The following is a 12,609-nucleotide window of genomic DNA, read 5'->3' on the forward strand; positions in this document are numbered from 1 at the left end:
CGTGGAGCGTTTCCGCCCACTGGTACGATGATACAACCAGATAGAAATCGATACACCACGGCCGGGCACGGGCAGGGGCGCCATCGATCCAGCCCCGCGGTTCGGAGACAAGGGAACAAGGGCACGGGACGTCAGGCTGGCGCCCGCAGGCGAGGCGGGAGCCCGGCCTTCCGGCCCAGGCTGGCCTAGACCAGCACCCGCTCGATACCGCCGGCGTTCGCCTGCTTGACGTAGCCGCGCATCCAATCCTCGCCCAGGATGTGCCGCGCCATCTCCACGACGATATAGTCGGCTTCCATACCCGTATCGCCCTGGTAGCGCGACAGTCCCTGCAGGCAGGAGGGGCAGGAGGTCAATACCTTGACGTCGCCGTCGAAGCCGTCGGCGCGCACGGCATCGCCGCCCTTGCGCAGTTCTTCTTCCTTGCGGAAGCGCACCTGCGTCGACACGTCCGGCCGGCTCACCGCCAGGGTGCCCGATTCGCCGCAGCAGCGATCGCTCTTGATGGTCGCATCGCCCACCAGCGACTTCACGGTCTTCATCGGGTCCTGCAGCTTCATCGGAGTATGGCAGGGATCGTGGTACATGTAGCGCACCCCTTCCACGCCATCCAGCTTGATGCCTTTTTCCAGCAGGTATTCATGGATGTCGACCAGGCGGCAGCCAGGGAATATCTTCTCGAATTCATAGCCCGCCAACTGGTCGTAGCAGGTACCGCAACTGACTACCACGGTCTTGATGTCCAGGTAGTTCAGCGTGTTCGCCACGCGATGGAACAGCACGCGGTTGTCGGTGATGATCTGTTCGGCCTTGTCGTTCATGCCGTTGCCGCGCTGCGGATAGCCGCAGCACAGGTAGCCGGGCGGCAGCACGGTCTGCACGCCGGCATGCCAGAGCATCGCCTGGGTGGCCAGGCCGACCTGCGAGAACAGGCGCTCGGATCCGCAACCCGGGAAGTAGAAGACCGCCTCGGTATCGGCCGAGGTCTTCTGCGGATCGCGGATGATGGGAACGTAGTTCGCGTCCTCGATATCGAGCAGCTTGCGGGCCGTCTGCTTGGGCAGGCCGCCGGGCATCTTCTTGTTCACGAAATGCACGACCTGCTCGCGCAGCGGCGGCTTGCCCACGGTGGACGGCGGCTTCCGCGTCTGCTTGCGCACCAGCCCCGACAACAGCTCATTGGCGGCGCGCTGCGCCTTGTAGCCCAGTCCCACCATGGCCTTTCGGGTCGCATTGATGGTGGCCGGGTCCTTGGCGTTCAGGAAGAACATCGCGGCCGAGGTGCCGGGATTGAAGGACTTGCGGCCCATGCGGCGCAGCAGCGCACGCATGTTCATCGACACATCGCCAAAATCGATATCGACGGGACAGGGGTTGTAGCACTTGTGGCAGACGGTGCAGTGGTCCGCCACATCCTCGAATTCTTCCCAGTGCTTCAGGCTGATGCCGCGCCGTGTCTGCTCTTCGTACAGGAAAGCCTCGACCAGCAAGGACGTCGCCAGGATCTTGTTGCGTGGCGAGTACAGCAGATTGGCACGCGGCACGTGCGTGGCGCACACCGGCTTGCACTTGCCGCAGCGCAGGCAATCCTTGATGGACGACGAAATGGCGCCGATGTCGCTCTGCTGCATGATCAGCGACTCGTGGCCCATCAGGTTGAAGCTGGGCGTCCAGGCACGCGTCAGGTCGGCGCCGGGCATCAGCTTGCCGGCATTGAAGCGGTCATGCGGGTCGACGCGGCGCTTGTAGTCCTGGAAGGGCTGCAGCTCCTCCTGCGTCAGGAACTCGTACTTCGTCAGGCCGATGCCGTGCTCGCCGGAGATCACGCCGTCCAGGTCGCGGGCGATGCGCATGATGCGCGCCACCGCCTCGTTGGCCTCGCCCAGCATGCCGTAATCGTCGGAGTTGACGGGGATGTTGGTGTGCACATTGCCGTCGCCGGCGTGCATGTGCAAGGCCACGAAGACCCGGCTCTTCAAGACCCGGGCGTGGATCGCGCACATTTCGTCCAGGACCTTCTTGCACGCCGCACCGGAGAAGATGCGCTGCAACTGCGCCAGGACTTCCGTTTTCCAGGAGACCCGCAGGGTGCGGTCCTGCACCACGTCGAAGACCCGCGCCTGCGGCTGGGCCGCGATGCGGTCGGCCAGCACGGACTGCATGGGGCCCAGTCCCAGGTTGGCCAGGTCCGGCAGCGCCCGGGTCAGCGGCATGTCGAGCTGGGTCAGCAGCCAGTGCCAGCGTTCCCGCGTGGCCGCCACCAGTTCGCGCGCTTGCCGGGTGCGTTCGGCCAGGATCTCGGCGCGCGTGATCTCCGCATCCTCGGCATCCTCGGCCTTGCCCACCGGCAAGGGCTGCGCGAGGAAGGCTTCCAGTTCGTCCAGCAGCCGCAGCTTGTTGCGCGTGGACAGTTCGATATTGATGCGCTCGATGTGATCGGTGTATTCGCCCATGCGGTCCAGCGGAATCACCACGTCTTCGTTGATCTTGAAGGCGTTGGTGTGCCGCGCGATGGCCGCCGTGCGGGAACGGTCCGCCCAGAACTTCTTGCGCGCCTCGGCGCTGACCGCGACGAAGCCTTCGCCGTGACGGGTATTCGCCAGGCGCACCACTTCACTGGCGGCCAGGGCCACCGCGTCCTCGTCGTCGCCCACGATGTCGCCGATCAGCACCATCTTGGGCAGCACGCCGCGCTTGCTCTTGGTGGCATAGCCGACCGCGCGCAGATAGCGCTCGTCCAGGTGTTCCAGTCCCGCCAGGATGGCGCCGCGCTGCTTGCCCTCGGTATCCAGGTAGTGCTTGACCTCGACGATCGACGGAATGGCGTCGCGGGCCTGGCCAAAGAACTCCATGCAGACCGTGCGCGTATGCGCCGGCATACGATGCAGCACCCAGCGCGCCGACGTGATCAGGCCGTCGCAACCTTCCTTCTGCACGCCGGGCAGGCCGGACAGGAATTTGTCCGTCACGTCCTTGCCCAGCCCTTCCTTGCGGAAGACACGCCCTGCTATCTCCAGGACCTCGCTGCGCAACAGGGTCGCACCGGGCTTGCCGCGGCCGTCGAACCACTTGAGTTCGAACCTGGCCACGTCCACGTCGTGGATTTTGCCCATGTTGTGCTCGAGCCGGGTCACCTCCAGCCAGTTGCCTTCGGGGTCCACCATGCGCCACCAGGCCAGGTTGTCCAGCGCGGTGCCCCACAGCACGGCTTTCTTGCCGCCGGCGTTCATGGCGATATTGCCGCCCACACAGGAGGCCTCGGCCGACGTGGGATCCACGGCGAACACATAGCCGGCCTGCGCGGCCGCGTCGGCGACGCGCTTGGTGACCACGCCGGCGCCGGTGAAGACCGTGGCCACCTGCGCCTCGACGCCCGGCAGGGTCGTCAGCTCCACCTTGCCGAGCGTCTCGAATTTCTCCGTATTGATGACGGCGGACTTCCAGGTCAGCGGAATGGCGCCGCCGGTATAGCCGGTGCCGCCGCCGCGCGGGATGATGGTCAGGCCCAGCTCGAAGCAACCGCGCACCAGCGCGGCGATTTCGTCCTCGCTGTCCGGGGTCAGCACCACGAAGGGATATTCGACGCGCCAGTCGGTGGCGTCGGTAACGTGCGAGACACGCGACAGGCCGTCGAACTTGATATTGTCGCGGGCGGTGACCCGGCCCAGCACCTTTTGCGCCTGCTTGCGCAATTGCGCCGTCTGGTCGAACTCGGCTTCGAAGCCGGCGATCGCGGCGCGGGCACGCTCGATCAATTGCAGGACTTTCTCGTCCCGGTAGAGGTCCCGCCCCTGCTGGAACTCGATGCGGCCCGGTTCGCGCCGCTTGTCGATCTCCGACAGCCTGTGATGCAAGGCCTCGATCAGCATCCGGCGACGCTTGGGGTTGTCGAGCAGGTCATCCTGCAGGTAGGGGTTGCGCCGCACTACCCAGATATCGCCCAGCACCTCGTACAACATGCGCGCGGACCGGCCCGTGCGGCGCTCGGCGCGCAGGTCGGCCAGGAGCTGCCAGGCGTCCTCGCCCAGCAGCCGGCCGACGATCTCGCGGTCGGAAAACGACGTGTAGTTGTAGGGAATTTCACGCAGGCGGGCGCCCGGTGTCGGCGCAGTCGCCGCGTCTAGGATCTGGCTGGCGAGGGGGGCGTTCATGGAAGCTGAGGGGTTGCCCTTAAAAAACTATTTTATGCCATCGGCCGGGCGTGCCCCTGGGATGCCCCCAGGGCAGCCCAACCGCCGCTTCTGGCTGACATCCCGCTGAGCGCGGGCCGCCCGCTCGGGCGGGTCGCGGCGGCGGTCCGGCGGCAGCCGACGCGGCAGGCGCTATTGGCGCCGGCTGCCGCCTGTGCCGCGGCCGTTCACGCGAAGGGGATGCCTGCCAAGCCTGGCCGGACCGGCCTTGCGGGAATTACGCGTGGGGAAACATCCAGATCAGGCCGCCGGTCATCACGAGATAGCGCAGGAATTTACCGATAGCCATGTAGACCATGCAAGGCCAGAACGACAGGCGTAGCCATCCAGCCACGGCGCACAAGGGATCCCCGACGGCCGGCAGCCAGGAAAGCAGCAGGGCCGGAGGGCCCACGCGGTGCAGCCAGTCGTGGGCGTGGCGGTGCCAGCGCCCGTGGTCGGCATGGGTGCGGGCCTCGTGCGCCCGGTGCGGGTGCTTTGCCTTCCAGCGCTCGGCGGCGCGCCAGGCGCCCCAGCCCATGGCATAGCTGATGGCGCCGCCAACCGTATTGCCGGCGGTGGCCACGATGACGGCGGGCCAGAACATGTCCGGCGCCAGCTTCACATAGCCGAACACCGCCGGCTCGGAACCGAGCGGCAGCAGGGTGGCCGAAACCAGGCTGATGATGAAGATTGCGCTCAGGCCGACGTTGGGAAGCGCCAGCATTCCCAAAAGCCAGTTCACCGAGGACATCAAGGCGGCTTCCATGGCCGGCAGTGTAGCCGGCAACGGGGACGCGCCGCCGCCGCGAGACGCCTGCTGGCGGCCCGCCTGCGGGTACTTTGCCAGCGTCCGCGTACGCCGGCCATACGCCCGGAACCGCGCCGGATCGCTGTGTTAATCTGCCCGACGCTTTCGTCAACCCGCCAAGCAGTCCATGTCAACCGACTATCTGAAACGCATCCTGACTTCGAAAGTCTACGACGTCGCCGTCGAGTCGCCGCTGGAACCGGCCACGCTGCTGTCCCAGCGAATTTCGAACACGGTGCTGCTCAAGCGGGAAGATACCCAGCCGGTCTTCAGTTTCAAGCTGCGTGGCGCCTACAACAAGATGGCCAATATGGCGCCGTCTGCGCTGGCGCGCGGGGTCATCGCCGCGTCCGCCGGCAACCATGCGCAAGGGGTGGCGCTGTCGGCACGCAAGCTCGGCTGCCGGGCAGTCATCGTCATGCCGACCACCACGCCCGACGTCAAGGTGGACGCCGTGCGCCGCCTGGGAGGCGAGGTAGTCCTGGCCGGGGAAAGTTTCTCCGACGCCTATACGCATGCCAAGACGCTGGAGCAGGAGCAGAAGCTGACCTTTGTCCATCCTTTCGATGACCCGGACGTCATCGCCGGCCAGGGCACGGTGGGCATGGAGATCCTGCGCCAGCATCCCGGCAGCCTGGACGCCGTCTTCGTCGCCATCGGCGGCGGCGGGCTGATCGCGGGGGTGGCCACCTATATCAAGCAGTTGCGGCCCGAAGTGAAAATCATCGGGGTGCAGACGGAAGATTCCGACGCCATGCTGCGCAGCGTGCGCGCCGGGCGCCGGGTCGTGCTGGGCGATGTCGGCCTTTTCTCCGACGGCACGGCGGTCAAGCAGGTGGGCGCGGAGACGTTCAAGCTGGTGCGCCAGTATGTCGACGACTTCGTGGTCGTCGATACCGATGCCATCTGCGCGGCGATCAAGGACGTCTTCCAGGACACGCGCAGCGTGCTGGAACCGGCCGGGGCGATGGCCGTGGCGGGCGCCAAGCAGTACCTGGCGCAGCACAAGTGGAAGCACAAGACCGTGGCGGCGATCGCCTGCGGCGCAAACATGAATTTCGACCGCCTGCGCTTCGTGGCCGAACGCGCCGAGGTGGGCGAGATGCGCGAAGCCGTGTTTGTCGTATCCATGCCGGAACAGCGCGGCAGCTTCCGCAAATTCTGCGAACTGGTGGGCGACCGCAGCGTGACCGAGTTCAACTACCGCATCTCCGACGCCGTGCGCGCCCACGTCTTTGTCGGCATACAGGTGTCGTCGCCGTCCGAACCGGAAAAACTGGCCGCCAACTTCCGCCGTCATGGCTTCGATACGCTGGACCTGACGCACGACGAAATGGCCAAGACGCACTTGCGCCACATGGTCGGCGGACGTTCGGCGCTGGCGCACGACGAGCTGATCTACCGGTTCGAATTTCCCGAGCGTCCGGGCGCGCTGATGCGATTCCTCAGCGCCATGAACCCGAACTGGAACATCAGCCTGTTCCACTACCGCAACCAGGGCGCGGACTACGGCCGCATCCTGGTCGGCATCCAGGTGCCGCCCGCCGACAAGAAGCAGTTCAAGGCATTCATCGCCGAACTGGCGTACCCGTGCTGGAACGAGACGGAAAATCCGGCATACAAGCTTATCCTGTAGGCCCGCCTTTATCCGGCCACTTTATTCTGGGAGGTTATCTTTGCAGCGCTTTATCCTGCGAGAAATTCATCCCTGCAGCGCTTTATCCCGCGGGGACTTTATCCTCCAGGGTCCATAAACAGGCCGTGGTCTCCGACCGTGGCAGGCCCAGCAGACACGCCAGATGGACATCCAGCTCAATGACATTGCGTTGTTCGTCGAAGTCGCCAAGCGCAAGAACTTCAGCCATGCCGCCGAGGCGCTCGGCATGCCCGCGGCCACGCTGTCGCGGCGCGTCAGCGACCTGGAGCGCCGCATCGGCATGCAACTCCTCACGCGCACGACGCGGCGCATCGAACTGACCGAGGCCGGCGCGCTGTATTTCGAACGTTGCCGGCACATCATCGAGGAAGCCAGCGTCGCGCACGAACAGTTGCACGACATGGCGGCGCAGCCCAAGGGGCGGCTGCGCATTTCCATGATCGCCAGCCTGGCGCAGCTGGTGCTGCCCGTGGTAATGCGAGAGTTCACCGAACAGTATCCCGATATCCAGTGTGAATTCGACCTGAGCGGCCGGCCGGTGGACGCGATCAGCAATCCCTTCGACCTGGTGCTGCGTTTCGGCCAGCAGCCCGACTCCAGCCTGATCTCGCGGCAGATCATGCTGATGTCGCACCAGCTGTATGCGTCGCAGGACTACCTGGCGCGCCACGGCGCGCCGCGCATCCCCAGCGATCTCAGCCACCACGATTGCCTGCGTTTTCCCAGCGGCGAAGGCAATTCCTCGTACTGGATGCTGCACTCCGGCGAACGCGTGGTGCGGGTGCAGGTCTTCGGCCGGCTGATCGCCAACAACATGGGCATGCTGGCCCGCCTGGCCAGCAACGGCATGGGGATTGTGCCCCTGCCGGTGTTCGACGCCATGGAAACGGCCATCGCCCGGGCGGGGCTGGTGCGGGTTTTGCACGACTGGAGCCTGACGCCCATGCCGCTGTTCGCCCTGCTGCCGTCGCGGACCATCCCGGCCAAGACACGGGCTTTCCTGGATTTCATCCAGCCGCGCCTGAACGAGCAACCTCGCCAGGGCCTGGTCCAACTGGCCAACTGACCGATCGCCGCCTGGCGCGATCCCGCGCCGGAGGGCGCTGTGTCGGTGGGCGGCATGCGTGGGTGGATGAGTGGCCGCGCCGTTTCTGCCCGGGCCGGCCGCGCCGGTTCCTGCCGCCACCGCCCTTGGCCGCCCAGCCCTTCCCCTATCCGGAACGCGACAGGCGCCCGTGCGTGTGCCTGCCCGCGTCGGCGAGGCACCACGGGGGCGCTCATCCCCAATTCCCCATCCAAATATCCGCCAGGACGCTTGACGCACGTCTTCCGTATGTTGAAAATGTTTTCACATATGAGAAAAAGGAGACAAGCATGGCGCATAACAGGCCCCAGTGGCTGGTTCGCGAAGCGGACGTGCCGGGGTACCACCCCGCCAACCATCTGGGCACGACCAACCGGCGGCTGATCGGACGGGACAACGTGGGCGCCCGCCACATGGAAGTCGTGCTGGGCACCATCACGCAGGGCCAGGGTGCTCTGCCGCACGCCCACCCGGGAATCGAACAGGTCTGCTATCTCCTGTCCGGCACCGCGCGGGCCCAGGTGGGCGACGAAGTGGCCGACATGCAGGCCGGGGACTGCTGCTATTTCCCGCCCGATATCCCGCATGTCTTCACGGTGACCAGCGAGGAGCCGGCACGCCTGCTGGTGATCTACAGCCCGCCCTACGAAGAATCGCCGGACCGCGTCATACGGTGACGCCGGCACAAAGGAGATTGCACATGATTCGTTCGAACCCGCACCGTCGGCCGCTGGCCGCCGTCCAGGCCCTTCGCGGCATACGGGCCGCCGTGGCCGCCATGGCAGCCGCCGCATTGGCCATGGCCTGCCTGCTCGCCCCTACCGCCGCCTCCGCGGCATATCCCGACCGGCCCATCACGCTGATCGTGCCATTCCCGGCCGGTTCGGGCACGGATGCCGTGGGCCGCATCTTCGCCGCCGAGCTGGGACGCATCCTGAACGGCCAGGTCATTGTCGAGAACAAGCCCGGCGGGAACGCCACCATCGCCGCTTCATACGTGGCGCGCGCCAAGCCGGACGGCTACACGCTGTTCGTAAGCACGAATACCCCCCAATCGGCAGCGCCCTACCTCATGAAGAACCTGCCTTATGACCCGGTCAAGGACTTCACCCCCATCGCGCGCGGCGGCAACCTGCCCTTCATCCTGGTCGTCAATCCCCGCGTGCCCGCCAAGTCGGTGCAGGAACTGGTGGCCTATGCCAAGGCGCATCCCGGCAAACTGACATACGCCAGCGGCAACAGCACCGGCATCGTCGCCGGTGCGACCTTCGCGCGCCGCGCCGGTATCGAGATGGTGCACATCCCGTACAAGGGCACGCCGCAAGCCATCACCGACGTCGTGGGCGGACAGGTGGACATGATGTTCACCGACGTCGCCTCCGGCCTGCCCTTCGTGCAGTCCGGCAAGATGCGCGCGCTGGCGGTGTCCACCGCGGCGCGCAGCAGCGTCGTGCCGGACATCCCTTCCATGGAGGATGCCGGCATTCCCGACTTCGACATCAATTCGTGGAACGGCTACTTCGGCCCGGCCGGCATGCCGCCGGACGTCGTCAAGACGCTGAACGCGGCCATCAACCGCATCGTCGCCGAACCGCAGGTGCGCAAGCAGCTCGCGGTGCTGGGCTTCGATGCCTTCAGCGGCACGCCCGAGGATTTCGCGGCCTTTGTGCAGCAGCAGCTGACCCTGTGGGGCAAGCTCATCAAGGACGCGGGGATCGAACAGCAATGAGCCCCGACGAAGCGGGACAGCCGCCCGCCACCGCCGGGGCGGGACCGCTGTCCGGCATACGCATCCTGGACCTGACCGCAGTGGTGATGGGCCCCTACGCCACCCAGGTGCTGGCCGACCTGGGCGCGGACGTCATCAAGGTGGAATCGCCCGCGGGCGACAACATGCGCGCGGTCGGCCCCATGCGCAACCCCGGCATGGGCCACCTGTACCTGCACCTGAACCGCAACAAGCGCTCGATCGTGCTGGACCTGAAGCAGCCCGCGGCGCGCGACGCCTGCCTGCGCCTGGCCGAGGACTGCGACGCGGTGCTGTACAACATCCGGCCGCAGGCCATGGCCAGGCTGGGCCTGGACTATGCCGCCTTCGCGGCCCGGCAACCCCGGCTCGTCTATGCGGGCGCCTATGGTTATGCCGAGAACGGCCCGTATGCGGGCCGGCCCGCCTACGACGACCTGATCCAGGGGCAGACCGGCATCGCCGACCTGTTCGGCCGCCAGAGCGAAGGCGAACCGCGCTACGCGCCGCTGACGCTGGCCGACCGCGCAGTCGGCCTGCACATGGCCGTCGCGCTGGTGTCCGCGGTGCTCCACGCGCGCCAGACGGGGCGCGGGCAGAGCCTGGAGATCCCCATGTTCGAAGGCATGGCGCACATGGTGCTGGGCGACCACCTGGGCGGCTGGACCTTCGATCCGCCACTGGGCGAAACCGGCTACGCGCGGCTGCTCGCGCCGCACCGCAAGCCGTATGCGACGCGCGATGGCCATGTGTGCCTGCTGATCTACAACGATAAGCACTGGCGCAACTTCTTCGAAGCCATCGGGCAACCTGCAATGACGCAGGACCCGCGTTTCGCCACCCATACGGCCCGCGCCGCGCATATCGGCGAGGTCTATGCCTATGTCGCGCAAGTCATGCTCACCCGCGATACGGCGCAATGGCTGACGCTGTTCGCGGCAGCCGATATTCCCGCTTCGCGCCTGTACGGCATCGAGGATCTGGTGGCGGACCCGCACCTTCAGGCCACGGGGTTCGTGCGCCAGGTGGATCACCCGACGGAAGGCCGGCTGCGCACGCCCGCGCCGCTGGGCCGCTTCGACGGTACGCCCACCGCCTTGCGGCGCCACGCGCCGCACCTGGGCGAACACAGTCTTGAAATACTGCGCGAAGCCGGCTTCGCGGAATCGGCCATACAGGCGCTGCTCGCGGCGCAGGCCACCCACGACGGAAGACTCTGATGGATTTTTCATTCACTCCTGAACAGATCGCGATCCGTGACGCGGTGGAGCAGATCTGCGCCCGCTATCCCGACGAATACTGGCTGGAGCGCGACCGCGAGGGCGGCTTTCCGCATGGCCTGCATGCCGACCTGGCGCGCGACGGCTGGCTGGGTATCGCCATGCCGCCCGAGTACGGCGGCGCCGGCCTGGGCATGACCGAAGCCGCATTGATGATGCAGACCATCGCGGCATCGGGCGCCGGCTTCGCGGGCGCCTCGGCCGTGCACATGAACATATTCGGCCTGAATCCGGTGGTGGTCTTCGGTGACGAGGCGCAGCGCGCCCGCTGGCTGCCCGACCTGATCGCCGGCCACCACAAGGCCTGTTTCGCCGTCACCGAACCGGACGCCGGCCTGGACACCACGCGCCTGACCACCCGCGCCGTGCGCGAGGGCGACGACTATGTGGTGCATGGGCGCAAGATCTGGATCTCCACGGCACAGGTGGCCCACAAGATGCTATTGCTGGCGCGCACCACGCCGCTGGCCGACGTGGCGAAGCCGACCCAGGGCCTTTCCCTGTTCTATACAGACCTGGACCGCGAGCGCGTGGAAGTGCGCGAGATCGAGAAGATGGGCCGCAAGGCCGTCGACTCGAACATGCTGTTCATCGACGGCCTGCGCATCCCCGCCGCCGACCGCATCGGCGAGGAAGGCCGGGGCTTCGAATATATCCTGCACGGACTGAACCCCGAGCGCATCCTGATCGCGGCGGAAGCCGTGGGCATCGGCCGCGCGGCGCTGGCCCACGCGGTGCGCTATGCCAACGAGCGCCAGGTATTCGGGCGGCCCATCGGGCAGAACCAGGGGGTGCAGCACCCGCTGGCGCAGGCATGGATGCAACTCGAAGCCGCCGACCTCATGGTATTCAAGGCGGCCGCCATGTATGACGCCGGACTGCCTTGCGGCCCTTACGCGAACTCCGCGAAATACCTGGCCGCGGAAGCCGGCCACAATGCCTGCCAGACAGCCGTCATGACGCTGGGCGGGATGGGCTACGCCAAGGAATACCATGTGGAGCGCCTGCTGCGCGAAAGTTATATTCCGCGCATCGCCCCCGTGAGCCCGCAATTGATCCTGTGCTTCATCGCCGAGAAAGTACTGGGACTGCCCAAATCGTATTGAGCCGGCACGGTGTCAGATCGCGTGCTGCTCCAGGGCGGCGCAGGCCGCGCGCAGGATCCGCGCATAGGCCTCCTGGTTGGGCTCGATGCGGTACACCGGCGCGCCAACCGAAATCGCGTAGGGTTCGCCGGCCAGCACCAGCGGCCATGCGATGGCGCCCACTTCGGCCAGCGATTCGCCCAGGTTGCGAAACCAGCCGCGCTGGCGCGACGCCACGATGTCGGCTTCGACCACATCCGGATCGACCATGGTCCTGTCATTGAACCGGATCAGCGGCGCGCGGTGCAGCAGCTCATGCCGCTTGGCCGCGGGCAGCGTGGAAAGCAGCGCCTTGCCCAGCGAATTCGCGTGCAGCACACGGAATTCACCCGCGACGGGCGCGTAGCGTATGGTGTGCGGCGAATCCAGCACTTCCAGGTAGACCACGCGGTCGTCCGGCGTGAGCTTGGCGAACACCACGGTTTCCCGCGTGGCCTCGCGCAACTCCAGGAGGCTGGGGTACACCCGGTCGCGCACCGGATCGTTGTGGGCGATCTGCTGGGCCATCGCCAGCAGGCGGCTGGTGGGGTAGTAGCCGTTGCGCCGGCCGACCTCGTACAGGTACCCCAGCTCGGCCAGCGTGCGGATCAGCGCGAGGCAGCTGGATACCGGCACCGCCAGCAGGCGGGCCAGTTCGGAAAGGGCAAGCGGCCGCTTTTCGCGCGCGTACACCTCGATGATCTCTATGACCCGCAGGGCCGTCTTGACGCTCATCC

The 12,609-nt window shown here is 66.5% G+C and carries 9 protein-coding genes; 6 read left to right on the forward strand and 3 right to left on the reverse strand.

What is annotated here, in order from left to right; translation table 11 throughout:
* Window positions 1-185 precede the first annotated feature (185 nt).
* Together BAU07_RS23680 and BAU07_RS23685 are read right to left on the reverse strand one after the other, a co-directional pair.
* Entirely contained in the window at window positions 186-4,151 is a 3,966-nt protein-coding gene (locus BAU07_RS23680) for a DUF3683 domain-containing protein (RefSeq protein ID WP_066663286.1), read from the reverse strand.
* 256 nt (window positions 4,152-4,407) lie between these two features.
* Window positions 4,408-4,938, reverse strand: a complete 531-nt coding sequence (locus BAU07_RS23685) for a YqaA family protein (RefSeq protein WP_066663289.1) — start codon at window positions 4,936-4,938, stop codon at window positions 4,408-4,410.
* 169 nt (window positions 4,939-5,107) lie between these two features.
* On the opposite strand from BAU07_RS23685, the gene ilvA reads away from it, so the two are divergent.
* From ilvA to BAU07_RS23715, 6 genes are all read left to right on the forward strand, one after another.
* Window positions 5,108-6,616: a threonine ammonia-lyase, biosynthetic gene (gene ilvA, locus BAU07_RS23690; protein ID WP_066663292.1), complete on the forward strand. Its 1,509-nt coding sequence runs from the start codon at window positions 5,108-5,110 to the stop codon at window positions 6,614-6,616.
* A gap of 163 nt (window positions 6,617-6,779) precedes the next feature.
* Complete coding sequence (locus BAU07_RS23695; RefSeq protein ID WP_066663299.1) at window positions 6,780-7,703, forward strand: LysR family transcriptional regulator; 924 nt, start codon at window positions 6,780-6,782, stop codon at window positions 7,701-7,703.
* Window positions 7,704-8,011: 308 nt separating this feature from the next.
* Window positions 8,012-8,398: a cupin domain-containing protein gene (locus BAU07_RS23700; RefSeq protein WP_066663302.1), complete on the forward strand. Its 387-nt coding sequence runs from the start codon at window positions 8,012-8,014 to the stop codon at window positions 8,396-8,398.
* 101 nt (window positions 8,399-8,499) lie between these two features.
* Complete coding sequence (locus BAU07_RS23705) at window positions 8,500-9,450, forward strand: Bug family tripartite tricarboxylate transporter substrate binding protein (protein WP_066665677.1); 951 nt, start codon at window positions 8,500-8,502, stop codon at window positions 9,448-9,450.
* A complete protein-coding gene (locus tag BAU07_RS23710; protein WP_066663305.1) occupies window positions 9,447-10,688 on the forward strand; it encodes a CaiB/BaiF CoA transferase family protein in 1,242 nt (413 codons plus the stop codon). Before BAU07_RS23705 ends, BAU07_RS23710 begins: the two co-directional genes overlap by 4 nt.
* The gene (locus BAU07_RS23715) at window positions 10,688-11,854 is read left to right on the forward strand and encodes an acyl-CoA dehydrogenase family protein (RefSeq protein ID WP_066663308.1); all 1,167 of its coding nucleotides are present in this window, start codon (window positions 10,688-10,690) and stop codon (window positions 11,852-11,854) included. Before BAU07_RS23710 ends, BAU07_RS23715 begins: the two co-directional genes overlap by 1 nt.
* 12 nt (window positions 11,855-11,866) lie before the next feature.
* Here the strand turns inward: BAU07_RS23715 and BAU07_RS23720 are convergent, their stop codons facing one another.
* A complete protein-coding gene (locus BAU07_RS23720; RefSeq protein ID WP_066663311.1) occupies window positions 11,867-12,607 on the reverse strand; it encodes an IclR family transcriptional regulator in 741 nt (246 codons plus the stop codon).
* Window positions 12,608-12,609: the final 2 nt, after the last annotated feature.

This window comes from Bordetella flabilis, from assembly GCF_001676725.1.
Taxonomy (GTDB): domain Bacteria; phylum Pseudomonadota; class Gammaproteobacteria; order Burkholderiales; family Burkholderiaceae_B; genus Bordetella_C; species Bordetella_C flabilis.

Bases quoted from the DNA above. Each gene is read 5' to 3' on its own strand.
- BAU07_RS23680 (WP_066663286.1), bottom strand. From the start codon at position 4,151: ATGAACGCCCCCCTCGCCAGCCAGATCCTAGACGCGGCGACTGCGCCG.
- BAU07_RS23685 (WP_066663289.1), bottom strand. From the start codon at position 4,938: ATGGAAGCCGCCTTGATGTCCTCGGTGAACTGGCTTTTGGGAATGCTG.
- ilvA (WP_066663292.1), top strand. From the start codon at position 5,108: ATGTCAACCGACTATCTGAAACGCATCCTGACTTCGAAAGTCTACGAC.
- BAU07_RS23695 (WP_066663299.1), top strand. From the start codon at position 6,780: ATGGACATCCAGCTCAATGACATTGCGTTGTTCGTCGAAGTCGCCAAG.
- BAU07_RS23700 (WP_066663302.1), top strand. From the start codon at position 8,012: ATGGCGCATAACAGGCCCCAGTGGCTGGTTCGCGAAGCGGACGTGCCG.
- BAU07_RS23705 (WP_066665677.1), top strand. From the start codon at position 8,500: ATGGCAGCCGCCGCATTGGCCATGGCCTGCCTGCTCGCCCCTACCGCC.
- BAU07_RS23710 (WP_066663305.1), top strand. From the start codon at position 9,447: ATGAGCCCCGACGAAGCGGGACAGCCGCCCGCCACCGCCGGGGCGGGA.
- BAU07_RS23715 (WP_066663308.1), top strand. From the start codon at position 10,688: ATGGATTTTTCATTCACTCCTGAACAGATCGCGATCCGTGACGCGGTG.
- BAU07_RS23720 (WP_066663311.1), bottom strand. From the start codon at position 12,607: ATGAGCGTCAAGACGGCCCTGCGGGTCATAGAGATCATCGAGGTGTAC.